The organism is Halomonas sp. A40-4 (assembly GCF_015767635.1).
Lineage (GTDB): Bacteria > Pseudomonadota > Gammaproteobacteria > Pseudomonadales > Halomonadaceae > Vreelandella > Vreelandella janggokensis.
The window spans coordinates 1,684,433-1,710,863 of the sequence record NZ_CP065230.1 but is presented as its reverse complement, the minus strand read 5'-3'; the positions used below and the strand labels follow the sequence as shown (position 1 = coordinate 1,710,863).

Annotated in this window: 20 protein-coding genes; 3 read left to right on the top strand and 17 right to left on the bottom strand. The window is 56.7% G+C overall.

Annotation, left to right across the window (positions count from 1 at the left end):
* Position 1: 1 nt before the first annotated feature.
* The 4 genes from IT895_RS08005 to IT895_RS07990 form a co-directional block, all read right to left on the bottom strand.
* Positions 2–823 (bottom strand): Na(+)-translocating NADH-quinone reductase subunit C, encoded by an 822-nt coding sequence (locus tag IT895_RS08005; protein ID WP_085919290.1) that lies wholly within the window; start codon positions 821–823, stop codon positions 2–4.
* Positions 823–2,049 (bottom strand): NADH:ubiquinone reductase (Na(+)-transporting) subunit B, encoded by a 1,227-nt coding sequence (locus IT895_RS08000; protein ID WP_085919289.1) that lies wholly within the window; start codon positions 2,047–2,049, stop codon positions 823–825. Before IT895_RS08000 ends, IT895_RS08005 begins: the two co-directional genes overlap by 1 nt.
* Positions 2,049–3,398 carry a Na(+)-translocating NADH-quinone reductase subunit A gene (locus tag IT895_RS07995; RefSeq protein WP_199285219.1) on the bottom strand — a complete coding sequence of 450 codons (1,350 nt, stop codon included), beginning with the start codon at positions 3,396–3,398 and terminating at the stop codon, positions 2,049–2,051. The genes IT895_RS08000 and IT895_RS07995 overlap by 1 nt, the downstream gene beginning before the upstream one ends.
* Positions 3,399–3,696: 298 nt before the next feature.
* The gene (locus IT895_RS07990; protein WP_085919287.1) at positions 3,697–5,160 is read right to left on the bottom strand and encodes a glyceraldehyde-3-phosphate dehydrogenase; all 1,464 of its coding nucleotides are present in this window, start codon (positions 5,158–5,160) and stop codon (positions 3,697–3,699) included.
* A 198-nt stretch (positions 5,161–5,358) separates the two neighbouring features.
* On the opposite strand from IT895_RS07990, the gene mfd reads away from it, so the two are divergent.
* A complete protein-coding gene (mfd, locus tag IT895_RS07985) occupies positions 5,359–8,808 on the top strand; it encodes a transcription-repair coupling factor (protein ID WP_199285218.1) in 3,450 nt (1,149 codons plus the stop codon).
* 66 nt (positions 8,809–8,874) lie between these two features.
* Entirely contained in the window at positions 8,875–10,029 is a 1,155-nt protein-coding gene (locus IT895_RS07980) for a L,D-transpeptidase family protein (RefSeq protein ID WP_085919285.1), read from the top strand.
* A gap of 102 nt (positions 10,030–10,131) precedes the next feature.
* On the opposite strand, the gene IT895_RS07975 is transcribed toward IT895_RS07980, so the two are convergent.
* The 6 genes from IT895_RS07975 to IT895_RS07950 form a co-directional block, all read right to left on the bottom strand.
* A complete protein-coding gene (locus IT895_RS07975) occupies positions 10,132–10,395 on the bottom strand; it encodes an Lpp/OprI family alanine-zipper lipoprotein (RefSeq protein ID WP_085919284.1) in 264 nt (87 codons plus the stop codon).
* 212 nt (positions 10,396–10,607) lie between these two features.
* On the bottom strand, positions 10,608–11,240 hold the full coding sequence (locus tag IT895_RS07970; RefSeq protein ID WP_085919283.1) for a L,D-transpeptidase family protein: 633 nt from the start codon (positions 11,238–11,240) through the stop codon (positions 10,608–10,610).
* A 40-nt stretch (positions 11,241–11,280) separates the two neighbouring features.
* Positions 11,281–11,745, bottom strand: coding sequence for a hypothetical protein (locus IT895_RS07965; protein WP_085919282.1), 465 nt, complete (start codon positions 11,743–11,745; stop codon positions 11,281–11,283).
* Between the two features lie 109 nt (positions 11,746–11,854).
* On the bottom strand, positions 11,855–12,316 hold the full coding sequence (locus tag IT895_RS07960; RefSeq protein WP_085919281.1) for a DUF6586 family protein: 462 nt from the start codon (positions 12,314–12,316) through the stop codon (positions 11,855–11,857).
* Complete coding sequence (topA, locus tag IT895_RS07955; RefSeq protein WP_085919280.1) at positions 12,313–14,943, bottom strand: type I DNA topoisomerase; 2,631 nt, start codon at positions 14,941–14,943, stop codon at positions 12,313–12,315. Before topA ends, IT895_RS07960 begins: the two co-directional genes overlap by 4 nt.
* 302 nt (positions 14,944–15,245) lie before the next feature.
* Entirely contained in the window at positions 15,246–17,597 is a 2,352-nt protein-coding gene (locus IT895_RS07950; RefSeq protein ID WP_085919279.1) for a DUF3141 domain-containing protein, read from the bottom strand.
* Between the two features lie 293 nt (positions 17,598–17,890).
* On the opposite strand from IT895_RS07950, the gene lipA reads away from it, so the two are divergent.
* Positions 17,891–18,946 (top strand): lipoyl synthase, encoded by a 1,056-nt coding sequence (lipA, locus tag IT895_RS07945; protein WP_085919278.1) that lies wholly within the window; start codon positions 17,891–17,893, stop codon positions 18,944–18,946.
* 19 nt (positions 18,947–18,965) lie between these two features.
* Here the strand turns inward: lipA and lipB are convergent, their stop codons facing one another.
* The 7 genes from lipB to mrdA all read right to left on the bottom strand — a co-directional run bounded on the left by lipB (position 18,966) and on the right by mrdA (position 26,399).
* A complete protein-coding gene (lipB, locus tag IT895_RS07940; protein ID WP_085919277.1) occupies positions 18,966–19,634 on the bottom strand; it encodes a lipoyl(octanoyl) transferase LipB in 669 nt (222 codons plus the stop codon).
* Positions 19,634–19,945: an HP0495 family protein gene (locus IT895_RS07935; protein ID WP_199285217.1), complete on the bottom strand. Its 312-nt coding sequence runs from the start codon at positions 19,943–19,945 to the stop codon at positions 19,634–19,636. The genes lipB and IT895_RS07935 overlap by 1 nt, the downstream gene beginning before the upstream one ends.
* Positions 19,946–20,003: 58 nt before the next feature.
* Complete coding sequence (locus IT895_RS07930) at positions 20,004–21,203, bottom strand: D-alanyl-D-alanine carboxypeptidase family protein (protein ID WP_085919275.1); 1,200 nt, start codon at positions 21,201–21,203, stop codon at positions 20,004–20,006.
* 66 nt (positions 21,204–21,269) lie between these two features.
* Positions 21,270–22,229 carry a septal ring lytic transglycosylase RlpA family protein gene (locus tag IT895_RS07925; protein WP_199285216.1) on the bottom strand — a complete coding sequence of 320 codons (960 nt, stop codon included), beginning with the start codon at positions 22,227–22,229 and terminating at the stop codon, positions 21,270–21,272.
* Positions 22,226–23,284, bottom strand: coding sequence for a lytic murein transglycosylase B (gene mltB, locus IT895_RS07920; protein WP_199285215.1), 1,059 nt, complete (start codon positions 23,282–23,284; stop codon positions 22,226–22,228). The genes IT895_RS07925 and mltB overlap by 4 nt, the downstream gene beginning before the upstream one ends.
* A gap of 47 nt (positions 23,285–23,331) precedes the next feature.
* Positions 23,332–24,489 (bottom strand): rod shape-determining protein RodA, encoded by a 1,158-nt coding sequence (rodA, locus tag IT895_RS07915; RefSeq protein ID WP_085919272.1) that lies wholly within the window; start codon positions 24,487–24,489, stop codon positions 23,332–23,334.
* 2 nt (positions 24,490–24,491) lie between these two features.
* The gene (gene mrdA / locus IT895_RS07910) at positions 24,492–26,399 is read right to left on the bottom strand and encodes a penicillin-binding protein 2 (protein ID WP_199285214.1); all 1,908 of its coding nucleotides are present in this window, start codon (positions 26,397–26,399) and stop codon (positions 24,492–24,494) included.
* Positions 26,400–26,431: the final 32 nt, after the last annotated feature.

Sequence of the window (26,431 nt, the reverse complement as noted above, 5' to 3'; positions counted from 1 at the left end):
ATTAGGCCCCCTCAACGTCTTCGAAGTTGGTATCGGTGTCTTCGGCGTCTTCCGGGTCAGTACCGCTACGGAATTTCGCCAAATACGGACCGAAGCCTTCTTCGCTCAACCAGAATTGCAGCATGTTGGTCACGCCGTTACTGGTCAGCGTAGCGCCGGATAGCGCATCAACTTCGTGTTCGTTACTTGCACCGCCTTTGGTCAGGTGGATTTCCGGCGAGAGGTCGCCCTCTTCGTCGTAAATCTCTTTACCTTCCCACTGAGCCTGCCAGCGCGGGTTGTTAACCTCAGCACCCAGGCCAGGCGTTTCACTGTGCTCGTAGTAGGTGATACTGACAATGGTATTGCCGTCACCCTCTACGGAGATGAAGCCACGCATGAGGCCCCATAGGCCCTGGCCACGAATCGGCAGCACAATCTGCTCTGGATCGTTTTCATCACCAATCAGGTACACCGTAGAGTAATTTTCTACCCGGCTTAGACCCGCAATGTCTTTTTCACCAGACAACGTGCGACCAGTGGCCGGATCCCGGGCGGCTTCAAAGTTATTGAAGGTCTCCGGGTCGAACTCATCGGTGTAATCACCGGATTCCATGTCAACGACACGGGCCGTAATCTGCTCGTTGAATGTTTCTTCAACGTCCATGCCTGGCTCGTAAAGCTTGGCCACGTTAAGGATGTTGGTCTTACGGTCCAGTTCCTGGTTCAACTGCTGGGCGGGGCGTAATGCCACCGCCGCCGTCGAGACAATGACGGAGCACACAATACACAGTGCAAACGCCACTATCAGAACTTTCTTGATGGAGTTATTACCTTGTGCCATTAGGCAGTCTCCTCGGCCGGTACGCCCGTGCGCTTGACGCGACGCTTGATATTGGCCTGGACAAAGAAATGGTCAATCAACGGGGCAAACAGGTTGGCAAACAGAATCGCCAGCATGATGCCTTCCGGGAAAGCCGGGTTCACCACGCGGATCAGCACCGTCATCACGCCGATCAAGGCGCCGAACACCAGGCGGCCCTGGTTGGTCATGGAGGCAGACACCGGGTCCGTCGCCATGAACACCATGCCAAAGGCGAAGCCGCCAATCACCAGGTGCCAGTACCACGGCATCGCAAACATTGGATTGGTGTCAGACCCCATCAGGTTGAACAGCGTGCTGGTGATGACCATGCCCAGCAAGACGCCCAGCATGATTCGCCAACTGGCAATCCCGGTCCAGAGCAAGACGGCGGCGCCAATAAAGATCGCCAGGGTGGATACCTCACCTACCGAGCCCGGGACAAAGCCGAGGAAAGCGTCCCACCAGCTGAAGGTGTCGGTCAGCGAGCCCATGCCTTCCTGGAAAGCCAGTGACAGCGCCGTAGCACCTGTGTAGCCGTCGGCTGCTACCCAGACAGAATCGCCGGAAATTTGCGCCGGATAAGCAAAATACAGAAATGCCCGTCCGGTCAGCGCGGGATTCAGGAAGTTTTTCCCGGTACCCCCGAAAATCTCCTTGCCGATGACCACGCCAAAGGTGATACCCAACGCCACCTGCCAGAGCGGAATTGTCGCCGGCAGGATCAGGGCGAACAGCACGGATGTCACGAAGAAGCCTTCATTGACCTCGTGACCACGCTTGATGGCAAAGAGTACTTCCCAGAAACCACCGACGGCGAAGGTCACCAGGTAGATGGGCAGGAAGTAGGTTGCCCCCAACACGAAGTTGGCCCATAGGCTGCTTGGATCGTGTCCACCTGCCAGGGTCATCATGATGGCTTCGCGCCAGCCGTCCATCGATGCATAGCCTGCCTCGATGGCTGTATTGGCCTGCCAGCCCGCGTTCCACATGCCAAAGAACATCGCCGGGAAGGTACACATCCAGACGGTGATCATGATGCGCTTTAGGTCGATGCCATCGCGCACATGGGCGGTGGTTTTGGCCACGCTGGGGGGTGAGTAGAAAATCGTATCTACGGCTTCATAAAGCGGGTAAAACTTCTCGTACTTACCACCTTTATGGAAGTGCGGCTCGATGTTATCGAGTGTTTGTCGAATACCCATCATCAGGCCTCTTTCTCGATCATGGTGAGATTGTCACGCAGAATGGGACCGTACTCGTATTTGCCGGGGCAAACATAGGTACACAGGGCAAGGTCCTCTTCGTCCAGCTCCAGACACCCCAATTGCATGGCAACCTCAATGTCGCCCACGATCAGCGAACGCAACAGCTGCGTCGGCATAATGTCCAGCGGCATCACGGTTTCATAGACGCCGATTGGCACCATGGCACGCTCGGACCCATTAGTCGATGTTGTGGGGGCGTAGTTGCTCAGGCCCTTAATCTTGGAAAGATAAATACCCAGTACGGAATGGCGGTTAGCGCCTGGCGACAACCAGCCCATGAAAGAGCGCTTGTTGCCCTCTTCAAGCAAACTGATTTGATTGTCGAAACGTCCCAGATAGGTCAGCTTTCCTTCAGCGGCAAAGCCCGAGAAGACTGATCCTGAAATAACGCGGGTGTCTTCCGGTTGGATGACATTCCCGTCCAGGAGTTCCTCAGTGCTGGCTCCCACACGGGTACGCACCAAACGCGGATTCTCGGCACGCGGACCGCCAATCGCGACCACGCGGCTTACATCGAGTTTACCTTCGGCAAACAATTTGCCAAACGCAATGACGTCCTGATAACCAATGTGCCATACCTTTTTATGCAGGGCGACCGGTGACAGGTGATGAATATGCGTCCCTACCAGGCCGGCGGGATGTGGCCCTGCAAAGCTTTCGGTGGTAACACCCTCGACATCATCGCCGGGAACAGAGGCGTTGGCGCCCTTGCACAGAAAAACGTTGCCCTCGGTCAGGCGGGTTAGCACCTTGAGGCCGTCTTCAAATGCTTGTGTGTTCTCGTTGATGATCAACGCCGGATCAGCGCTGAGTGGATGGGTATCCACTGCAGTAACAAAAATATCGGCAGGCGTGCTGTCGATCACCGGTGTCCGCGAGAAGGGACGCGTGCGTAACGCGGTCCAGAGCCCGGACTCTACCAGCTGGTCAACCACGACCTGACGATCGAGCTGACCTAACGAGGCACGTTCATGAGAAGCAAAGCTCACCGCCTCTTCCTGCTCGTCGACTTTGATCACGACAGATAATAGACGACGCTTTTCGCCACGGTTTATTGCGACCACTTCACCGGAGGCGGGTGCGGTGAAGCGCACGCCATCAATTTTCTTGTCGGTGAAGAGCAGTTGGCCCAGTTTGACCTTATCCCCTTCCTGAACTTCCATTGTCGGCTTCATGCCAACGTAGTCAGTACCCAGGATTGCCACGTGGCGCACAGGACGCGCATCTTCAATACGCTGCTCGGGCGCTCCCGTGATGGGGAGATCCAGGCCTTTTTTGACTTCGATCATAGTCTCGCCCAGTTGATGGATCGGATATACGAAGGTAAGGGGTTCGAATGCTTATTTTCTGCTCAGTGAATTTTTGTTATCTGTTCAGATTGTTACCAGTCAGGCTCAAGTAGCACTTGAACCACCCCGAAAAATCTATCGTATTATAAAGACAACCGGGCCTAATGACTACATCAACTGGGGTCGCCTAAAGTGCTATAGACGCCCTCATTTCAAGATTTTTTATTCCATTCGCCTACAAAAACGCCACCTGATGGTGGCGTTTTTCGATTAATGATTATCAATCAAAACAGACAGACTAACTGGCTTGCTGAGGTAGCTTGAGAAAGCTGACGTTCGACATCTGCTGAAGAATACGGATCACCTGGCAGCTATAGCCGAATTCGTTGTCGTACCATACATAGACGACGGCATGATGACCGTTGGCAATAGTGGCTTTGGCATCCACAATCCCGGCGTGTCGGTTGCCCACAAAATCGGATGAGACCACTTCCGGAGAATCAACGAAGTCGATTTGTTTCTGATAGGCCGAGTCAATCGACATACGGCGCAGATAGTCGTTAAGCGCATCGACATCCGTTGTCTTGTCGAGCGTCAGGTTCAGGATCGCCATGGACACATTGGGGATGGGCACGCGGATCGCATTACCCGTCAGCTTGCCTTCAAGCTCCGGCAATGCTTTTGCCGCCGCCTTGGCCGCGCCGGTTTCGGTCAACACCATATTGAGGGCGGCACTGCGCCCGCGACGGTCCCCTTTGTGATAGTTATCAATCAGGTTCTGATCGTTGGTGTAGGCATGAACGGTCTCCACGTGGCCATTAACGACACCATATTCGTCGTTGAGCGCCTTGAGCACCGGCACGATGGCATTGGTCGTACACGAGGCCGCCGATACGATACGGTCCTGCTCGGTAATCGACTCATGGTTGATGCCATAGACAATATTCTTGATATCGCCTTTGCCCGGCGCCGTCAGCAGCGTCTTGGAAGCGCCTTGGCATGCGACATGTTGACCCAGGCCTGCCTCGTCACGCCATATCCCTGTGTTGTCGACGATCACCGCGTTGTTGATGCCGTAATCCGTATAGTCGATATCGCTTGGGTTATCGGCATAGATGACTTGCACCACGTTACCGTTGACCGTCAGGGTGCGCGCCTCGGCATCAACGGCAATGGTGCCTTCAAAAGGCCCGTGAACCGAATCACGGCGTAACAGACTGGCACGCTTCTCCAGATCCTTCGCGACATCACCACGCCCGCGCACGACGATCGCCCGCAGCTGCAGCAGGTTGCCGCCGCCGGCTTTTTCGATCAGGACACGCGCCAGTAAACGTCCGATACGACCAAACCCGTAAAGCACAACGTCTTTGGGCTCACCCTTGCTGGCACCCGGCTGGTAGCCGTCAACGATCTGGTGCAGCTCCTTGCGCAGGAAGGTCTCGACATCGCCACCACCCTGCCGCTTCAGCATCACGGCCAGCTTGCCGACATCCACGTGGGCAGGCCCAAGGTTCAGCTCGCACAGCGCTTTGACAATCGGGAAGGTATCTTCGACCGACAGCTCAGTCCCTTCGATTTTGCGAACAAAACGATGGTCCTTGAGGATGCGGATGACCGACTGATTGATCAACGAACGCCCATACATGGTCGCCACAACATTGTGCTGACGGTACAGACGGCCAACCAAAGGGATCATCTGCTCCGCCAGAGCTTCGTTGCTTTGCCATTCCTGAAAAACGTTATCGAGCGTTTGCTGACTCACGTGCGGCCTCATTAAGTAATGAATAATTTTCATGGGTATTATCCGTAGCCGTTGAATGGGCCGCAATGCCTGGATAGTCGCAGACGATGTAGGGGGATTACATAAACAGCGGTTTGACTACAAGCGGGCTGCTTCTGCCTGAAAGCCTTGATCGTGTATGATCTAGGTTCCGTTTCAGCGCAGAACGACATCTTTATTATGCCCACGTTTTCTCTACTTGCTCCGCCCCAACCCGAGGGCGCGCGCGATACACTTTATTGGACATCGCCCCCCGGGAGCGCGTCGGCGCTTGCACTGGCACGTCTGGCCGCCAACGCTCCTCTATTGGTGATCACGCCAAATACCGCCAGCGCCCAACGCCTCGAGCAGGATCTGTCGTTTTATAGTGATGTCCCGGTATTGCCCTTCCCTGACTGGGAAACGCTACCCTATGACAGTTTTTCACCCCATCAGGATATCGTCTCCGCGCGCCTGCGCACGCTGCGCCAGCTTCAGGACGGGGTACGCGGACTTGTTCTGGTACCGATCAATACGCTGATGCAGCGCTTACCGCCGGTGGATTACATCGCCGGGCGCGTCCTGACGCTAAATGTCGGCGACAAACTCGATCGTGAGCCGTTTCGCGAAGCACTCTCACGAGCGGGTTACCGGGCCGTGGAAACCGTTTATGAACCGGGCGAATACGCCATGCGCGGGGCCTTGATCGACCTGTTCGCCATGGGGATGGACGCCCCCATCCGGATTGACCTGTTCGACGATGAGATCGATACCCTGCGTCATTTTGACCCGGGCAACCAACGCTCCACCGACAAGCTCGACAGGATCGAATTGCTGCCGGCCCATGAATACTCACTGAGCCGCTCATCGATCGCCTGCTTCCGCGAATTTTTCGAGACCCTGTTTGATGTCGATCCGCGCCAATGCCCGCTGTATAACGATGCGCTCAAAGGCATTCCGTCGCCGGGGCTGGAACACTACCTCCCCCTGTTTTTTGAGGAGACGGCGTCGCTGTTTGACCACTTGACCCAGGATACCCGGGTCGCCATGCTGCCGGGCGTCTATGCGGCGGCCGAACAGCACTGGCAGTCAATCGAAAGCCGCTACGCCAATCTGGGAGTCGACCCTACACGACCGCTGCTGACGCCACACCGCGCGTTCTTTCCGGTCAGCGATGTATTTGCGGCCATCAAGCAGCGCCCGCGGGTTGAACTGAGTGACGATCCTGAACAGCGCCACGCCCTGGCGCCCGAAGCCAAGTCACTGCCCACGGTGGCGATCGACTCCCGGGCCAAACGGCCGCTGAACGACTTTGCCGATTTCCTCGAACGCGAGACCGATTCCCGTGTGCTGCTGGTTGCCGAGTCACGCGGACGACGCGAGGCCCTTGAAGACGTACTGGCACCACTGTCGCTGAAACTGCCTCACGTCGATGGGTTTCAGGACTTCCTCGCCGGTGACCAGCGCCTCGCCATTACGGAGGGCCTGATTGACAGCGGGCTCTGGCTGACCGACCCGCCGCTCGCCGTCATCAGCGAGACAGAGCTGTTCGGCGATGTGGTTCGCCAGAGCCGGCGCCGTGAAAAGGCCACCGACGATAATGAATTTGCCGTTCGCCACCTCTCAGAACTGCGCAAAGGCGCGCCGGTGGTCCACCAGGCCCATGGCGTAGGCCGCTACATCGGCCTGGAAGCGCTTGAGGCAGGCGGTCAGGCCAATGAGTTCCTGGCATTGGAGTATGCCGACGGTGCCAAGCTCTATGTGCCGGTGGATAGCCTCCATCTGATCTCGCGCTACAGTGGTGCTGACGATGAGCTGGCCCCATTGCACAAGCTGGGCTCGGATCAGTGGGAAAAAGCTCGCAAGAAAGCCGCCGAGAAAATTCGCGACACCGCCGCTGAACTGCTGGATATCTATGCCCGTCGAGAAGCGCAGCAGGGCGTTGTATATGAAGCACCGAGCGATGACTACGCGCGTTTCGCGGGGAGCTTTCCCTTTGAAGAAACCGCCGACCAACAAGCCGCCATTGAAGCCGTCATCGACGACATGACATCGCCCCAACCCATGGATCGAGTGGTCTGCGGGGACGTGGGCTTCGGCAAGACCGAAGTCGCCATGCGCGCCGCCTTTCTGGCGGTTCAGTCGGGCCGTCAGGTTGTGGTACTGGTTCCCACCACTCTGCTGGCCCGCCAGCATTTTGAGAACTTCCGGGACCGGTTTGCCGACACTGCGGTCAATATCGGCCTCATCTCGCGCTTTACCCATGGCAAGGAGATGAAAAAGACGCTGGACGATATCAAGAACGGCCAGACCGATATCGTGATTGGCACCCACAAGCTTCTCGGCAATAGCGTTGAACTGCCCAAGATGGGCCTGTTGATCATAGACGAGGAGCACCGCTTTGGCGTCGCCCAGAAGGAAAAGCTCAAAACCCTGCGCGCCCAGATCGATATCCTGACATTGACGGCCACGCCCATTCCCCGGACGCTTAACATGGCGATGAGCGGTATTCGCGATCTGTCGATCATCGCGACACCGCCGCCCCGTCGGCTATCGGTCAAAACCTTTGTTCAGCAGCATCAGGACGGTGTTATCAAAGAGGCGCTGTTGCGCGAGATTCTGCGTGGTGGCCAGGTCTACTTTCTGCACAACGAAGTCAAGACCATTGAGAATACGGCCGAGCGTATTCGCTCGTTGATTCCTGAGGCCCGGGTCGCCGTCGCCCATGGCCAGCTCCCGGAGCGAAACCTCGAACGGGTCATGTCCGATTTCTACCACCGCCGCTTCAACGTGCTTGTCTGCTCGACCATCATTGAAACCGGCATCGACGTACCCAGCGCCAATACCATTATCATCGAGCGGGCCGACAAGTTTGGCCTGGCACAACTGCATCAACTGCGCGGACGTGTGGGCCGCAGCCACCACCAGGCGTATGCTTACCTGCTCACCCCGACGCCCAAGGCCATGACCCGGGACGCCGTCAAGCGTCTCGAGGCGATTAGTGCCTCGGATGACCTGGGCGCTGGTTTCACCTTGGCGAGCCACGACATGGAAATCCGCGGCGCGGGGGAACTGCTCGGTGATGAGCAGAGTGGCCAAATGGAAACCATCGGCTATACCCTTTATATGGAAATGCTTGATCGTGCCGTGAAAGCCATTCGTGCCGGCAAGACGCCGAATATCGATGCGCCCTTCGATAGCGGCGTTGAAATCAGCCTTAACCTGCCTGCACTGATTCCCGACGACTACATTCACGACGTCCAGCAGCGGCTCGTCATGTACAAACGCATTGCTAACACCCAAAGCGACGCGGAGCTTAAAGAACTGCAGGTGGAACTGATTGACCGCTTTGGCTTATTGCCAGCACCGCTGAAGCACCTGATACGCCAAACGCGACTACGCCAGCGAGCCGAGCAGCTTGGTATCAAGCGGTTAGAGGCAGGTGAGAAGCGCGGTCGAATCATCTTTGACCAGCATACCCAGGTGGACCCCTACACACTGGTCACGCTTATTCAAAGCTCACCAAAACACTACCGTCTGGACGGTTCGGATACGTTACGTTTTGAACTCGATATGGAAAAAATCGACCAGCGGTTTGAACATATCGAGTCACTGTTAGCCACACTCAATCAAAAAGTGGCGGCGGCCTGACGGTTGCGGCAAACTGAACCTGTTGTCATCGCCTGCGTGCGATGTATTCACTGATTAGGATTACTCATGAACATTCGTCATACTTTTCTTCGCTGGGGCCCTACCAGCCTTGCGGTTCTGCTAACGGCAAGCCTTTCAGCCCCGGTGATGGCTCAGTCTGCCGACGGCGAGCAGGCAAGTCAGAACACGCCCGAACTGAGCGACATCGCCATTGAAAGCGCAGAACTCGTTTCGCAGAAGTCGCCAAACGACCTGCCACGCGGGGAATTCCGCATTCCCGATGAAGGCGACATTATTGGCGAACGCTATACCATCACGATCGACAATCCGAAAGACACACTTATCGATGTGGCCCGGCGACACAACATTGGCTATGAAGAAATTCGCATGGCCAATCCTGATGTCAGCATATGGGTGCCTGGCGAAGGCACCGAAGTCGTTATTCCATCCCGCTACATATTGCCACCGGTAGAACGCGAAGGCATCGTGATCAATCTGTCCGAGTTGCGGCTTTACTACTACCCCGCTGACAAGCCGGGTATCGTTGAGACCTACCCTGTCAGCGTAGGCCGCGAGGAATTCGCGACACCCGTTGGCAAGACCAAGACCACGATCAAGGTTAAGGACCCGGCCTGGTCACCCCCCGCCTCCATGCGACGCGAAGCCGCCGCACGCGGCGAACCAGCTCCTTCAATCGTGCCACCCGGCCCTGACAACCCGCTAGGCGAACACGCAATCCTGCTGGGGCTGCCCAGCTACCTGATCCACGGCACAAACCGCCCTGACGGGGTCGGCATGCGTGTCAGTCGCGGCTGCATCCGCATGTACCCCGAGGATATCGAGTCACTTTACGAGCGTGTACCCAGCGGCACCCCGGTTAATTTGATTGACGCCCCTTTCAAGGCCGGCTGGGCTTCTGATGGCACCCTGTTTGTTCAGTCTTACCCGCAGCTCGAAGAAAATATGGACGACTTTGAACCGCTGCTTGAAGCTCTCAAACGCATTTCGGAGCTAACGGAAGACAACATCCAGGTAGACTATGCTCAGGTTCGCAGCGCAGTTGAATCGCCCAACGGTCGTTTCGTCGCCCTGTATGGTCCGCAAGCGCCTGCACCAGAGCCTGAGGAGCCTGCTGAAGAAAACAAGCCCGACCCTCTGGAGCAAGGCATCTTCAAGCAGATTGAGCTAAGCGACAGCGGCCGGGCTGATGACGAGGTGTAACGGTCAAGGCCCAACGACTGGTCACAAAAAAACCCCGCCGAGGCGGGGTTTTTTTATGCCTAATGGCTGCGAAGAACTTAACCTTCGCAACCGTTAGTCATATTACTTCTGCATAGAGCGCTCGAACATGCGCTCCATTTCTGCACGGTTCTGCTCAGACATCTGCAGGGCAGCTTGCGCGTCGCGCTGAGCTTGGTTTGCAGTGTTCAGAGCTTGAGAAGCCATGCTACGTGCTTCAGCGGCGTCAGCTTGTGCTGATTCAGCTGTCATGCGTACTTCTTCCAGCGCGCCAGTAGAGGCACAACCGGCCAGAATGGCCAGTGAAGCAGCAGCAGCAGACATCTTCAGAGTCGTCTTGAAAGTCATAGTGTTCTCCTTGAATCTTCCTTGGGTACAACGTTAAGGGTATGACAAACATAAGCTTACGAGATGAGCCTAAATTTGTCTACCTGCGGTGCAGGTTCTTGACCGTGACTTGTGCCGCGAAGCACGTAAGTCAAACGCTGTTTTATTACAATCTACAACGGTTGTCTATAGCCACGTGTTTAAAACCTCGAACTTCCTTCTACGACACCAGCTTAGCGGATCACTACGCGAGTGCCAACCTTGACGAGCTCGGCCAGGCGTTCAATTTGCGAATTAGTCACTGCCACGCAGCCCTGGGTCCAATTATAACGTTCATGAATATCGGGATCCGCCTCGCCTAACCCATGAATGCCAATGGCCCCGCCGAGCACGGTATTCTGGGGCGGCTGGCGGTGGCGGCGATAATAATCAAAATAGGCGTCGTAATCCGCTTGGGAATAAATACCCTGCTGTAGCGCCATCCGCGCGTGAGCGGGGGTCGGATAATCGACCCCCATGAAAATATGCCACTTGCTGTCGTGATTGAAGCGGTTAACCCGGAACTCGCCCAGAGGCGTAGTGTTGTCACCCCGCAGCCGCTGAGTTCTGGCACCACCACGGCCAAGTGAGACAGGCTTAAACTCCTCTACCACCGTGTATCCGCGAAACACGGTCAACGTTGATGCTTCATCATCGATCAGCACCCATTGTTCATAGGGCTCCCGGGGGGATGCGGCACGCTCAAGCTGATTGGCAACCAGGTCGGGGTAGACTTCGGACGACAAGGTGACGCTGGCCGCTGCACTGGCAGCTACTGGCCAACCAAGGGCTAAGGCCAGAAAACGGCGACGGGTTACCGGCTTCATTCAGTACTCTCATCAAGATGGTGGTAACGAGGATACAACACTAAACGCCCTGCAACTCTTCAATGCCGGCTACGATGCGACGGAGTTCGGCATTGTGGCCTTCCGCCAGGGCGTTAAAAAATTCGGCTTCGGGTTCAATCACAGCCCGATCAACCCGGTGGCGGTACAGCGCCTCAAGGGTGCGATGCGCTTCGACGGCCGATTCCATTACCGACTCAATGGAGTTGCCAACGGGCTTATCGGCCAGTTGCTCCAGTTGCGGCGGCTGCGGAAAGTCATTGGGATCATCAAACCATGTATCCAGCACGTCGCGCTTTTCATGTGACTCATCGAAGATAGCGCGCAAGCCTGCCTGCATGCGCGTTTCATGGTCCGCCAGATAATTGAGCACCATCTGCAGTCTTTCGCTCTCGGCAGCACCAGCTTTGGCGCGGTACTGTTCCGCTAAACGCCCATGGTAGGCCTCGACCCAGACAATCAAATCTTTTACTTGGTTGTAGCGCATTGTTTCTCCCTTCCTACATCGCGGCTTCATAGAGCAACGCGGTCTAGTTAACTTCCCATTACCACTCTCAGCACCACTCTCAGTACTACGCTCATTACCACTCTGCTCATTACCACTCTTGACTGGTTTCGCGCAGCGCGGCGACTTCTCGCTTGGCCGACTCGAGATGGTCCCGAAGTTGCTCGCGCAAGCTGGCTTGATCGCCAACCGCAATCATTCCGGGCTGGGAAGCTCGGCGCTTGGCCACGCCTTCACTGCTATGCAGTTTATCCAGCTGTACTACCAGCCAGTTTAGCCAAGAATCCGGATGGTGGGCCAAGTCACGCAGGCGCTGAAGCTCTGCCATCGCCGGCCCTTCCTCAGACAACAGATAGCGCCAATCGTGCTGGGCCAAACGAGCGTGCTCTGTCACTTCGCGCAGCAACGACGTCAGCGCCAGCTCAAACAGTGCAAGCGCCCCCTCTTCCTGTGCCATACCTTGCGCAACGGCATGCTCATTATCATCGGTCGTTGAAGTCGCCAGTAGTTCAGCCTGGTAGAGCAACTGATTGGTGCGCGCACGATCACTCATTTTTTACGCTTGTCCTCCACGTGCCATTTACCGCCTTCAAAGGTCGCTTTCCAGCCTGTCGCCTTGCCCTCCTCGTCGGTCATCACGTACTGCTCTTTGAACTTGCGCGAGTAGCGAATCTGCGCAGGCCGCCCGTCCGGGTCTTCGCTGGGCGCCTTGAGGATGAAATGGTACTTTTCAGGCAACTCATCGGCATGGGCCTTGAGTTCTTTGACAAGCGGCGGACGTGTTTCACGGTTTTTGGGAAACTTGCTCGCTGCCAGAAACAGTCCGCTGGCACCGTCGCGCAGTACGTAGTGGTCATCGACTTTCTGACAGGCCAGTTCCGGCATATCAATGGGGTCCATCTTCGGCGGTGCCACTTCGCCGCTCTTCAACAGCTTGCGGGTATTTTTACATTCACTGTTGGTACAACCAAAGTACTTGCCAAAGCGCCCGGACTTCAGCTGCATGTCCGCACCACACTTATCGCATTCGATAAGCGGCCCATCATAGCCTTTAATCTTGAACTTGCCGGTTTCAACCTCATAACCTTCGCAATCCGGGCTATTGCCACAGATATGCAGCTTCCGGGTTTCGTCGATCAGATAGTTATCCATCGCCGTGCTGCAGACCGGGCAACGACGCTTGGCACGCAGCGCGTCGGTTTCAGCCTCTTCACCCGCATCAGCGGCCACGGCCTCTTCACCGGGAATCAGGTCGATGGTGGTCTTGCAGCGCTCTTTGGGCGGCAGGTTATAACCACTGCAGCCGAGGAAAACCCCCGTCGAGGCTGTACGTATCTGCATCTGACGACCGCAGGCGGGGCAGTCGATATCGGTTGGCACCGGTTGATTGGGCCGCATGCCGTCTTCGCTTTCAGCCTGGACCAGCTCTTCCCGAAATTCTTCATAGAAGGCATCCAGCAGGGCCTGCCAGTTACGCTCACCTTCGGCGACTTCATCCAGGCTGTCTTCCATGCGGGCGGTGAACGAAAAGTCCATCAAATCAGGGAAGGACTCTTTTAGACGCTCCGTCACGATATCGCCGAGTTTTTCGGCGTAGAACCGCCGGCTCTCGAGCTTTACGTAGCCGCGATCCTGGATCGTCGAGATGATCGAGGCGTAGGTCGACGGACGCCCGATACCCTGCTTTTCAAGTTCCTTGACCAGGCTTGCCTCCGTATAACGTGCGGGCGGCTTGGTAAAGTGCTGCTGCGGGTCAAGGGTTTCAAGCGACATGGGCGTACCGGTTGGCAGATCCGGCAGACGCTGGTCTTCATTCTTACCACTGGGTTTCATTACCCGAGTGTAGCCGTCGAACTTCAGCACACGACCTTTGGCACGCAGCTCATAACCGTCAACGTCGATACTCAATGTGCTTGAGAGGTACTCGGCAGGCGTCATCTGACAAGCCACGAACTGACGCCAGATAAGCTCGTAAAGGCGCTCGGCGTCACGCTCCATGCCCACCAGGTCGGTCGCCTGACGGTCAACGCTCGACGGACGTATAGCCTCGTGAGCCTCCTGGGCGCTTTCCTTGCTGGTATAGCGGTTGGCTGACTCGGGTAAATAGCGCGGCCCGTATTCTTCACCGATAAATGTCCGCACGTTGTCCACCGCATCTTTGGACAGATTGGTCGAATCGGTACGCATATAGGTGATATAGCCCGCCTCGTACAGACGCTGAGCCATGGTCATGGTCTTTTTGACCGAGAAGCCTAACCGCCCGCTGGCCGCCTGTTGCAATGTCGAGGTGATAAAGGGGGGTGTTGGCTTCGAACTGGTGGGTTTATCTTCCCGCGAGGTGATCGAAAGCGACGCGCTCCTGAGCCGCTCGATACGCGCCAGGGTGTCCTTTTCAGACGTCGGGCGGAAGGCCTTGCCGTCCTGACGGGCCAGCACGAAGCGCACCTGTTCGCCATCCGGCGAGGCAAGGTCAGCGTGCACATCCCAAAACTCTTCGGGAATGAATGCCCGTATCTCCCGCTCCCGCTCGACGATCAAGCGCACGGCAACGGACTGCACGCGGCCAGCCGAGAGCCCCCGGGCAATCTTGGCCCAAAGCAACGGCGACAACATGAAGCCCACCACACGATCAAGAAAACGCCGGGCCTGCTGGGCTTCAACACGCGGAATATTCAGTGCCCCAGGGGCTTTAAAAGCGTCCTGAATGGCGTTTTTGGTGATTTCGTTGAACACCACGCGCTTATAGCGGCTGTCGTCCCCGCCGATGGTTTCGCGCAGGTGCCAGGCAATGGCTTCCCCCTCGCGATCCAAATCCGTTGCCAGATAGACGGCATCAGCCTTCTCGGCCAGCTTCTTGAGTTCGGCTACGACTTTTTCCTTGCCGGGAAGTACTTCGTAGTGTGCTTCCCAGCCGTTATTGGGGTCGATGCCCATTCGTCTTATCAGCTGGTCCTGTGCCTTGCGCTTTTTATATTCGGCTTTATCGTCCGCCGACATTTTACGTGTAGCCGCGGCTTGGCGAGCGCGCTCCTTGGGGTCAGAGGCTGTCTTGCCTGAGCCGCTGGTCGGCAGGTCACGGATGTGACCCACGCTCGACTTTACGATGAAATCGTTGCCGAGGTATTTATTGATCGTCTTCGCTTTGGCGGGCGACTCGACGATGACCAGTGACTTACCCATAGTGCTCCACTTTCTGAGTGCACACGCTGAGGTGCGATGAATACGATGCCGCAACAGCCATCAAAACCGTGCGGGCGAAAAAATGCGCCTACCCTACCCCAGCCCATAACGAAGCGCCAGTGGTGAGCACGAGGATGCAGTCGATTCAATGATGATGAACATCACACTTTTCAACTAATTTGTAGCTAGACACTAGACTGCCGATTGCGCAACGGCAACCCAAAAATCAACGCCGCACAATGCAGATACCAACGCAAACGCCCCTGCCATTGGGCAGGGGCGTGTAGCACTCGATGGAACCGCTACTGCTTAGGCGGCGATTTGCGCCGTGACGTCGCGGACGTCTTACTCGCCGTCGATGCCTTGGCGGGCGACGCCTGGGGAGCCTGCTGAGGCGTCTGTGGACTTGCCGCAACGGCTTTTTCAACAGGCCGGGCCTGATTAAACAACTCCTTGGCCTGTGCAAAGCGCGATGCAGCATGCTCAGAGAGCTCACCACTGGCCGACAGCACATCCTCCAGATGCGAAAGATGAGCATCAATCTCGTCGTTGGTCTGGCCTTCTAGCAGTGTTGGCAAGGTGTTAAGCGCTTGCTCCCGATCCAGCTTCAGGATAAAGAACTGCTCACGCACCAGGCTCTTGAAGTCGCTTAAATTGGCGCTGGGCTCCAACGCCGCTCTGGAAGCGCGCAGCCGCTTGAAGTTGCGCTCGTCCGTCGCGGGTGCGCCACCCAGCACGTAAATAACGGCACGCATGACCGCTTCGTGAGGCCCACCCTGGGCAATCTTGGCAAGCAGTTCGTTCTCGCGCTGCTCCAGAAAGCGGCGGTGTTCCGGCTCGTCGCCGGGGCGACGGCGGTGCACGTGGGCGTCACCGTAAAGCCCAACAGCGGCCTGTAACAGGGGTTGCCCGTAGATATCCATGAACAACCGCTCGGTGGCACCGTCACGGGCATCGCGCCAGGCATTGAGCCCTGCCACGATCTGATCAGAGGTCATGGTTTCAAATGCCTTGAACAGGTTGTCCTTGCCCACCGGGTGACGCGACTGGCGAACCTGCTCTGCCATCACGGGTAGCGGCACACTCATCGGATTACGGTCAGAAAGCAGCTTGTAGCCCAAACGAATCGGGTGCATCCGGCGGATCCAGCGGGCGGCTTCAGGGGTCATGACCGCCTGAAGCCAGGGCTGCATATAAAGCCGATAAAGACCCAGGTTGATTTCGGAAATACGCGCCACGGTCGCGAAACGCCGGTCATCTTCGGGCTTGTGCATGACTTCACGATCAAGCTCGTCAAAGTTACGCGGCGAAAATTCAAGCAGGTAGTCCCGCTCGAGGCTCTCGCCGTCGTGGCGTTCATCGGCGTGTGTAATCGTGGTTTCGTAAAGCCCCGGCGGCATCACATCGATATAATCCATGTTGGCCGTGAACTCGGTATGCTCCTTGCGCGACACGCTGCTCGACACGAAGATACCCAGGTGACCGGTTGTATCATGCTGGCAATAAACAATGGTCTGTTCATTGGCAATGATATCTTTTTCATCTTCGTAAAGATCACGGATCCAACCCAGCGCCTGTGGCGGCGGCGTAATATCGTCACCCCGCGAGCAGAATACCACCACCGGCGAGCGCACGTTGCGCAGGTCGATGCGGCGACCATCACGCGTGACCAACTGTGCGGTGGATAGCCGGTTGCCGACAAACAGGTTGTCGACGATATATTGAATCTCTTCGCCACCAAGGACTACGTGACCACCCCACCAGCGCTCAAACTCGAGGTATCGATTTGCCTCAGTATCAATATTGTCAAACAGGTGGTACTGCTTTTTCCAATAGGTGTTCGCCGGGTTGAGACGCTCGAAATTCTGCACCAGCCAGGCACCGTCGAACAGGCCATTACCCAGGTCGCTGGTCATCGCGGTTATCCAGCTACCGCCGGTCATGCCCCCGGTATAACGCATGGGGGCCTTGCCATGCTCGCCTGCCCAATACGAAAGCGGCGCACCGGCGATCAGAATCGGGCCGAACACCTCAGGCTCCAGGGCCGCCGCCATCATGATCTGCCAGCCCGCCTGGCAATTCCCCACCACCATGGGCTTTTCGCTGGTTTCAGGATGACGCTCGATCACATGACGCAGAAACGCCACTTCAGACTCGACCACATCTTCAACCGTTTGTCCGGGCTCGGGAAACGGTAGAAAGCCGATAAAGTAACAAGGATGACCCGCTTTTAATGCGACACCAAGCTCGCTGTCGGGCTTGAAACCACCGATACCGGGTCCATGACCGGCTCGCGGGTCGACCACTACAAAAGGACGGCTTTCAGGATCTGTTTCAATGCCTTCCGGCGGTATCACGCGCAGCAGTTCATAGTTGGTAGGCTGCGGCAATGTACGCCCATCCACCAACACTTCGGTGTCAAACCCCAGCACACTGGGTTTGGTCTGTTCCATATGTGCCAGGTATTGATTCCCGCGCTCACGCATCACGTCCAGGTAAAGCACGCTACGCTCAACGCTATCTCGCCAGTAATCAAAGGCGGCGCGGCCAAATCCGAAAGGATCGAACAGCGTGGCCATGGCATCACTGACAGATGCCGTCGCTTTATCCTGGTTTTTATGAGTCGGCGATAAAGGGTTAGCGAAGAAATTCATAGGATCTCCCATTGGGTTGATGCGGTAGCATCGAACCCGAAAGCAATGATGCTGCAACGCAATATAGTTTAGGCCTTTCCCCGCATCACGTCGATGCCTAACGCAGACTCATTGGTATAATCTATTACCGGTGCACAGGTTACCCATGACAGGTATCCACCCTGCGGTGTCATGCAAAAGCCAACCTATGTTACATTATGTCTTACTACCTACGTATCAATCGGCATGCAGTCGGACATGGCTTACATCGCCGCATGACATTGCCTGCCGCCCAGTAGAGAGGCTCTCTCGCTATGAGCAATAACACCTCGCCACGTGTCCCCAGCGGTGAAAAATTCCGCAATGAACACGGCATGACGGTGATTAAAGATGGCATGAAGCAGCGCAAAGCAGACGCCGATGCCCCTTCTCTGGATCGCAAGCCCAAATGGCTTCGCGCTCAAATCCCTGGTGGCGAGCGCTTTGAGGCGGTCAAAAAGAACGTTGCCACCCATCGGCTTAGCACGGTGTGCGCCGAGTCCCACTGCCCTAACATGGGCGAGTGCTGGAGCAACGGCACGGCGACGATCATGCTGATGGGGTCGGTGTGCACCCGCGCCTGCCGTTTCTGTGCAGTCGACACAGGCAACCCGAAAGGCTGGCTCGACCATGAAGAGCCAGACAACACGGCAAAATCAGTCGAGTTGATGGGCCTGCGCTATATCGTGCTTACCTCGGTGGACCGTGACGACCTGGACGATGGGGGGGCCAGCCACTACGCCAACTGCATTCGCGCCATCAAGGCACGCACCCCCCACGTGGTGGTTGAAGCACTGACCCCGGATTTTGACGGGGCGCCCGCGGCCATCGAGCAAGTTGCCGATTCAGGTCTGGAAGTCTTTGCCCAAAACGTCGAAACGGTTGAGCGCCTGACCAGCCGGGTTCGTGACCCGCGTGCAGGCTACCGCAAGACCCTTGACGTCCTGGCCCACGCAAAACGTTACCGTCCTGACGTGATCACCAAAACCAGCCTGATGCTTGGCCTGGGTGAAACAGACGAAGAGATTCTCAAGACATTCGACGATCTTCGCGAAATCGGCGTCGATATCGTGACCCTGGGACAATATCTGCGTCCGACCAAGAATCACCTGCCAGTGGAGCGCTGGGTAACGCCTGAAGAGTTCGACCGCTACCGCGAAATCGGGCTTGAGAAAGGCTTTATGGAAGTGCCATCTGGCCCACTTGTTCGCTCAAGCTACCGTGCTGACCGCGTCTTCGAGAAGAACAACCTCGGGCTGGCTTCGCCGGCAGCCGTGCCAGGCCAGGAAGAACCGGATCCCAATATCATTCCGGCCCTCAATGTCGGCTAATCAGCCCCACCGGCCACCGCTATGCATTCAGCGGTGGCGGTTGCACGCCTGTTACCAGTGAACGATCCAACTGGACGGCCAGCGCTTCAGCCAACTGCTCGCCTACCCGATGGTCGCTTGGCAAGGTTACCCAATCGGCCAAGCGTGTCATCGGCATGCCCGCATAGCCACAGGGATTGATGTAGGAAAAAGGCGTCAGATCCCCGTCGACATTTAGCGCCACACCGTGAAAGCTCGCTCCGCGGCGAATACGCAGACCTAGAGACGCGATCTTGGCTTCCCCTGCGTCGCCCTTCACGTAGACGCCCGGCGCATCGGGACGCGCCCTTGCCGACACACCGTAGTCTGCCAGCACGCTGATCACCGCATTTTCAAGCGCGGTCACCAGCGTACGCACGCCCAGTTTACCCCGCCGCACGTCGAGCAACGGATACAACACCACCTGGCCGGGTCCATGGTAGGTGACCTGCCCGCCGCGGTCGGTCTGCACGACCGGAATGTCGCCCGGCATCAGCACATGCTCGGGCTTACCGGCCTGCCCCTGGGTAAACACCGGGTCGTGCTCGACCAGCCAGAACTGATCAGGCGTCTGTGGATCTCGATGATCCGTCAACGAACGCATGGCCTGCCAAACCGGCAGATAGGGCTTGCGGCCCAACACATGCAGTTCGATGGGCGGTGTTGTCATTACACCACCATATGCACGAGGCCAGTGGCCTTCAGCTCGTCGAACAATTGCTTCAGCTGTTGTTCACCGGTTGCCGTGATGGTGACCCTCACCGATTGAAAGCGTCCGTTGCGGCTATCAATGACTTGCATCGTCGCTTCATCAAAGTCGGGATCGTGGCGGACAACCACCTGGCAAACCCGTGCCGGGAAATCCTCCGTGGCGTCACCCACTACTTTTAACGGATAGGGGCAAGGAAAGCTGATCTTGGGCGCTTCTTGTGCCGCCGGCTGACGCAGATCGCGAAAGCTGTTTTGTCCACCTTTTGACATGACAAACTCACTGGTTTTGCAAATGATATTCCTGCTTTGACGGCAAGACAGCTGACCATCAATCAGTAAAATTACTGATCAGGTTAGAGAAAAAGCGGCGAACCTGATCAAGCAACTGCTTGAAAAAGCCGCCCTCTTCAACGTCTTCCAGTGCCACTAGCTGCCGTTCACCGACGACATCGTCACCCATGTGAATCTCGAGCGTACCCACCTCGTCGCCGACACTGAGGGGCGCCTGGAGCTCAGCGTTGAGATTCAGGCGTGCACGCAGCTCGTCATTGCGGTTACGCGGCAATGTCATGGTGACGGCTTCATCCACTCCGACGCGAACCTCATTGATATCACCACCCCAGACACGCGGCGTGGCCAGCACGGCACCACGTTCGTAAAGGCTCATGGTTTCAAAAAACCGGAAGCCGTAGCTGAGCAGTTTTTGAGTTTCCTGAGCACGGGCCTCTTCAGAATCGGTCCCCATGACCACGGAAATCAAACGCATGTCGTCTCGTTTAGCCGAGGACACCAGGCAATAACCGGCCTCGGAGGTCCAGCCGGTTTTCAGACCATCCACCGTTGGGTCTCGCCACAGCAGGCGGTTACGGTTCGGTTGCGAAATACCGCCGAAGGTAAACTCACGCTCAGAGTAGATGGCGTAATGCTCTGGATAGTCATTGACGATATGTTGAGTCAACAGGGCCATATCGCGGGCAGATGAGTAGTGGTTTTCTCCCGGCAGCCCGGTCGGGTTTTCAAAATTGGAATTTTCCATGCCCAGTCGCGCCGCATGCTGGTTCATCAAATCGGCAAACGGGGCTTCACCGCCCGCCAGGTGCTCGGCCATCGCCACACTGGCGTCGTTGCCAGACACAATGATGATGCCATGCAGCAGGTCTTCAACCGCGACCTGGTCGCCGACTTCGACGAACATTTTAGACCCGCCCGTACGCCACGCTTTTTCGCTGATGCTCACCTGATCATCAAGGGCAATGCTACCCCGATCCAGCTCACGCTCTACCAGATAGGCGGTCATTAACTTGGTCAAACTGGCGGGCGGTAAGCGCTCATCCGCATCATGCTGTGCCAGTACTTTGCCGCTATCGGCATCCATTAATATCCACGAGCTGGCGGCCAACTGCGGCGGTGCGGGAATAATCGTTTGCGGCTGGGGCGTCTCTTGAGCACTGACAGCAGGGGCGACCACAATGGCCGCCGCAAACACACAAAGCCGCGCAGAAGAAAACAAAGCACTTAACACTTTCATGATCACATTCTCATTGACTTGAAAAAAACGCGCTCAGGAGCGCGCGTCTAAAATATCGATTAACAATTATCGCACGATAAACACATCGGTAAAGCCCGCATCGTGTAACGCTTTGCGAGCGTCACTCTCTTGATCAGCAGCGACCGGCCCAACCTGAACGCGATAAATGTCGTCGTCCTGGTTCACACGCACATCGTGAGAAATGGTATTGCTCAATTCTGAACGCATTTTCTGAGCGTTTTGAGGATCGCCTAACGCGGCTATTTGTAAATAGACGACCCCACCACTTGGCTCGCTCGGCGGATTATCTCTGTTGCGCTCGGGCGTTACCGGTGCACTTGCCGTTGCCGTGTCGGGCACAGGCGTTGACCGAGACGTGTTACGCGAACGCTGCGCCTGCCACTGTTCGGGATTTATCGCCTCGACCGTCACCGCGCCAGTCCCTTCATCCAGAATACCCAGCCTGGCAGCTGCCGCGTAGGAAAGATCAATTTCGCGGTCACTGTGGAAAGGACCACGGTCATTGACCCTGACAATCACCGACTGTCCGTTACGTTCACTGGTCACACGTGCATAGGTGGGCAGCGGGAGCGAACGATGCGCCGCCGACATTTTGTACATGTCATAGATTTCACCGTTCGACGTTGCGTAGCCGTGAAACTTTTCGCCGTACCAGGAGGCCAGCCCCTGCTTGGTGTACCCGTCGGCATCGGGCAAGACATGATAGGTCTTACCCCAAACCTCGTAGGTTGATCGGTTGCCTGCCCGTGAAAGCGGTTCATCGCGGGGCACTGCATCCGGCACACTGGAGACATCCGGCGGCTCGAGCGGATAGGCATCCCCGCTCATGGCGTAACGCCCGCCGGCAGTATCACGATCATTGCTCGGATCGGTACTTGCTCCTGTGCGATTTTGCGCTGGCTGGCTTGAGCCACTCATCGGCTCGTGACTCGCACAGCCGCTGACAACCGCCAGAATCAAGGCAGCACAACCTAATTGCTGCCAGACGTTCACATAATACTTCATGCGTCATCCTCACCCTGGAGACTTTTTACGCCCACCGCCTGCGCCTCAGCGGAGATGGCTTCTGCCAACTCGGCAACAGCCATGGCATAAAGATGGCTGTGATTGTAGCGGGTAATTACGTAAAAATTGTGATCACCGAGCCGATACGTCAGTTGACCATCGCTCAGAGTAAGCACCAGCGGCGTGACCGAGGCGCTTTCATCCAGCGCCACATCCGGCGTGATACCTGCGCGTTGCAAGGCCTCCAACGACGTATCGGGGGGTGTTATCTGGTTGACGGACAGATCAGAGGGCATCGTTTCAGGCCCCTCCGCCGGGTAATAGACCGCACGCCCTTCCTGCCAGCCGTGCTCCGCAAAATAATTGGCAACGCTGCCAATCGCGTCAACCGGGTTGTTCCAAAGATCGCGCTGCCCGTCATCATCGAAGTCAACGGCATAGGCTTGATAGCTTGTCGGAATAAACTGGGGGTAGCCCATTGCCCCGGCATAGGAGCCCTTTAGGGCCGCAGGGTCAACTTGCTGCTCGTACGCAATCTGCAGAAAGGCCTCTAGCTCACGACTAAAAAAACTCCCCCGCGTGGGATGCTCAAAGGCCAACGTCGCCAAGGAATCCAGTACCGGATGGCTACCCCGGTAGCGACCATAGTAGGTCTCGACGCCGATAATCGCGGTAATGATGTCGCGGGGAACACCATAAACGTCTTCCGCTTTGGCAAACGCATCCTGATGGGCCTGCTGAAACTCGACGCCTTCTTCAATACGCTGCTGGGTCATGAAAATATCGCGGTATTCGTGCCATTCAAGATGACGCTCGGCGGCCCCCGCCATGGCATCCAGCACCGACTGACGCAGTCTGGCCTGACGCAACTGTCGGTTTAACCAGTCGCTCGGCAATCCTTCGTCCTCAAGACTTTTCACCAATGCACGCGCGCCTGCATGGTGCTCAGGGTCGAAATTCTGGGCACCGTCATCCTCCGCCATTAGAGGAAACGCCAGGCCGCCGACCATAACCCCCAAAACGCCGACAACCGCCATCCGTTTGGCTCTATTCATTCACTCACTGCTCCTGTGGGCTGCGCTGTGATTTTCTATCGCTACCGCTAGCGTGGAAGAAGCCGACGATGCGCGTGAATCGACATGAGAATACCGAAACCCACCAGCAAGGTCACGCTTGAGGTGCCGCCGTAGCTGACCAGCGGCAACGGCACCCCAACGACCGGCAATATTCCACTCACCATACCGATATTGACAAATACATAGATAAAAAACGTCAGAATGATGCTGCCGGCGACCAGACGGCCAAAGGTATTCTGCGACTCGCTAGCCAACCACAGCCCGCGACTCACAATGAGCAGATACAGAAAAATCAGTACCACCATACCGATAAGCCCAACTTCTTCGCCCAGCACCGCAACGATAAAGTCAGTATGACGCTCAGGCAGAAACTCCAACTGTGATTGCGTTCCCTCAAGCCACCCCTTACCAAAAACACCGCCGCTACCAATGGCGGTCGTTGACTGGATGATATTCCAGCCTGAGCCGAGCGGATCCGTCTCCGGATTCAGAAACGTCAGTATGCGCTGGCGCTGATAGTTATGCAGGTTCATCCACAGCAAGGGAAAGCCTGAAATCAATAGCACAGACACCAATCCGATCAGTCGCCACGACAAACCGGCCAGCAACACGACGATGATCGCCGCACTGGCAACCAACAGTGACGTGCCCAAATCGGGCTGGGCGGCAATCAATGCGACCGGAAGACCAATAATGAATGCGCAGACCACAATATCTTTCAGCTTGGGGGGCAGTTCACAGCGGTAGAGATAGGCCGCGACCATCATGGGAACGGCCAGCTTCATCATTTCCGAGGGCTGAAAGCGGATGACACCTGGGATTTCCAGCCAGCGTTGAGCGCCCATGCCAAAATCACCGACCAGTTCTACAGCTACCAGCATCAGCACGCCGACCCCGTAGGCCACTGGTGCCCAGCGCATGAAAAAGATCGGTGAAAACTGGGCCACCACCACCATTGCCACCAACGCGACACCAAAGCGAATAGCTTGGGCAATGACCACGTTCATGCTCTGGCCAGAGGCGCTATAGATCACCAGCAGGCCACTGCTCATCAGGATCAGAAGGAGGCCCAGTAGCCAGGGGTCAAGATGAATGCGCTCCCAGATACTGCGACGCTTGGGGATACCCCCGCTGGGACGCACCGGATGGCCGCGTAGTGATCGGGTTATGGCCTGCCATGGCATGATCAGTTGCCCTCCACGTTGCTGGTATCGGTTTCCAGGGTCTCGCGCACCTCGTCGACTTCGGGGGCATCGTCGTCCAGCAACCATTCATCGGTCATCGCCCTGGCAAGATGGGCGGCGTGGGTACTCCCGCCACCAGCATTTTCAACGATGACCGAAACGGCAATTTGCGGGTCTTCGATAGGCGCAAAGGCAATGAACAGCGCATGGTCACGCAGGCGCTCTTCGAGCTCGTCGGCATCGTAGCGCTGGTCCTGGCCCAGCGAAAACACTTGTGCCGTGCCCGATTTGCCCCCCATGCGATACTCAAGACCCACACCGGTACGCCGCGCGGTCCCTTCTCTGCCGCTCACCACCTTTTCCATGCCGCTGAACACACTGTCCCACCAGTCGTCTTGTGCCAGGTTGATATCCTCCGGGGTATCGGGCAGGTCCCGTTCCAGCGGCTTATCACCAATTTTTCGCGCCATACGAGGCTTCACCCAATCACCACGGTTGGCCAATGTGGCCGTGGCGGTGGCCAACTGCAGCGGCGTAACCTGCCAGTACCCCTGACCGATGCCCACGGATAGTGTCTCACCTGGATACCAGGGCTGGTTAAAACGTTCGCGCTTCCATTCACGCGATGGCATCAAGCCTGAGCTCTGGCTCTGGACATCATGCGCAACACGCTGACCAAAACCGAAGTTGGTCATTTGCTCATGGAGACTATCAATGCCCATTTCGTGAGCCAGCGAGTAATAAAAAGTATTGTTGGACACCGCCAGCGAGCGTTCCAGATCCACGCGACCGTGCCCCCAACGCAGCCAGTTTCGATAACGCCTTGAATCATTGGGCAATTGATAATAGCCGGGGTCGTTGATGGTGGTATCGGGCGTGATCGCTCCATCGACAAGTCCGCCAAGCGCCAGGAAAGGCTTGATCGTCGAGCCGGGCGGATAGTGACCACGAGTTGCCCGGTTGAACAACGGCAAGTTAAGATTTTCCTGGAGTGCTTGATACGAGGCCCTGTCGATACCGGTGACAAACTGATTACTGTCAAAACCGGGCGTCGAGACCATGGCAAGTATCTCGCCACTGTCTGGCTCGATGGCGACGATGGAACCCCGGCGGCCATCCATCAACTCGTAGGCGAGCATCTGCAGCGACGAATCAAGGGTCAACGTCAAATCCTTGCCGGGCACTGGGTCGGTGCGTCCAAGCTCACGCAGCACACGCCCCCGCGCGTTGGTTTCAACTCTTCGCAAGCCTGCCTGGCCGTGCAGTTCATCCTCGTAAAACCGCTCGATACCCGTCTTGCCGATAAAGTGCGTTCCGGCATAGCGGGTCGCATCCAGGTTAGCCAACTCTTCGGCGTTGATGCGTCCGACATAACCCAGCGCATGCGCCATCACCTCAGCATTGGGGTAATAACGCAGTAATTGAGCCTCGACCTCCACTCCGGGTAACTGATGACGATTAACGGCTAACCGGGCAATCTGCTCCTCACTGAGGTCGCTCGCCAGAAGAACGGGCTGAAAGGGGCGCTGCCATTGCTGGGAGCGCTCATAGAAGGTGCTGATTTCTTCACCTTTGAGTTCAAGAAGCTCGACCAGAAGTTCCAGGGTTTCATCGACGTCTTCCGATCGCTCGCGCACCAGTGTCAGGTTGTAGGTGGGCCGGTTTTCCGCCAGTAGCACCCCGTTGCGGTCGTATATCAACCCACGGTTAGGCGGCAAGGGTTCAACGCGAACACGATTTTTTTCAGAGCGTGTGCTGTAAACATCATGCTGAGCAACCTGCAGATAAGCCAGACGTCCAACCAGCAGGCTCGTCAAGGCCACCACAACCACAAAGGCCAGTAAGGCTCTGGCACGAAAAATCCGAAGTTCTTGCTCGGTGTTCTTAAGCTTGTCGGAGCGCGGTGGCATAGCGATGACTAACTCTCATTCAATCGATGAAG

Excerpts from the sequence above, each read along its gene's own strand:
- IT895_RS07995 (WP_199285219.1), bottom strand. The coding sequence starts at position 3,398 with ATGATCGAAGTCAAAAAAGGCCTGGATCTCCCCATCACGGGAGCGCCC.
- IT895_RS07950 (WP_085919279.1), bottom strand. The coding sequence starts at position 17,597 with ATGAATTTCTTCGCTAACCCTTTATCGCCGACTCATAAAAACCAGGAT.
- IT895_RS07935 (WP_199285217.1), bottom strand. The coding sequence starts at position 19,945 with ATGTCAAAAGGTGGACAAAACAGCTTTCGCGATCTGCGTCAGCCGGCG.
- IT895_RS07965 (WP_085919282.1), bottom strand. The coding sequence starts at position 11,745 with ATGCGCTACAACCAAGTAAAAGATTTGATTGTCTGGGTCGAGGCCTAC.
- topA (WP_085919280.1), bottom strand. The coding sequence starts at position 14,943 with ATGGGTAAGTCACTGGTCATCGTCGAGTCGCCCGCCAAAGCGAAGACG.
- IT895_RS08005 (WP_085919290.1), bottom strand. The coding sequence starts at position 823 with ATGGCACAAGGTAATAACTCCATCAAGAAAGTTCTGATAGTGGCGTTT.
- mfd (WP_199285218.1), top strand. The coding sequence starts at position 5,359 with ATGCCCACGTTTTCTCTACTTGCTCCGCCCCAACCCGAGGGCGCGCGC.
- lipB (WP_085919277.1), bottom strand. The coding sequence starts at position 19,634 with ATGACAACACCGCCCATCGAACTGCATGTGTTGGGCCGCAAGCCCTAT.
- mltB (WP_199285215.1), bottom strand. The coding sequence starts at position 23,284 with ATGAATAGAGCCAAACGGATGGCGGTTGTCGGCGTTTTGGGGGTTATG.
- IT895_RS07925 (WP_199285216.1), bottom strand. The coding sequence starts at position 22,229 with ATGAAGTATTATGTGAACGTCTGGCAGCAATTAGGTTGTGCTGCCTTG.
- rodA (WP_085919272.1), bottom strand. The coding sequence starts at position 24,489 with ATGCCATGGCAGGCCATAACCCGATCACTACGCGGCCATCCGGTGCGT.
- IT895_RS07980 (WP_085919285.1), top strand. The coding sequence starts at position 8,875 with ATGAACATTCGTCATACTTTTCTTCGCTGGGGCCCTACCAGCCTTGCG.
- mrdA (WP_199285214.1), bottom strand. The coding sequence starts at position 26,399 with ATGCCACCGCGCTCCGACAAGCTTAAGAACACCGAGCAAGAACTTCGG.
- IT895_RS07975 (WP_085919284.1), bottom strand. The coding sequence starts at position 10,395 with ATGACTTTCAAGACGACTCTGAAGATGTCTGCTGCTGCTGCTTCACTG.
- IT895_RS07960 (WP_085919281.1), bottom strand. The coding sequence starts at position 12,316 with ATGAGTGATCGTGCGCGCACCAATCAGTTGCTCTACCAGGCTGAACTA.
- IT895_RS07970 (WP_085919283.1), bottom strand. The coding sequence starts at position 11,240 with ATGAAGCCGGTAACCCGTCGCCGTTTTCTGGCCTTAGCCCTTGGTTGG.
- lipA (WP_085919278.1), top strand. The coding sequence starts at position 17,891 with ATGAGCAATAACACCTCGCCACGTGTCCCCAGCGGTGAAAAATTCCGC.
- IT895_RS07930 (WP_085919275.1), bottom strand. The coding sequence starts at position 21,203 with ATGAAAGTGTTAAGTGCTTTGTTTTCTTCTGCGCGGCTTTGTGTGTTT.
- IT895_RS08000 (WP_085919289.1), bottom strand. The coding sequence starts at position 2,049 with ATGATGGGTATTCGACAAACACTCGATAACATCGAGCCGCACTTCCAT.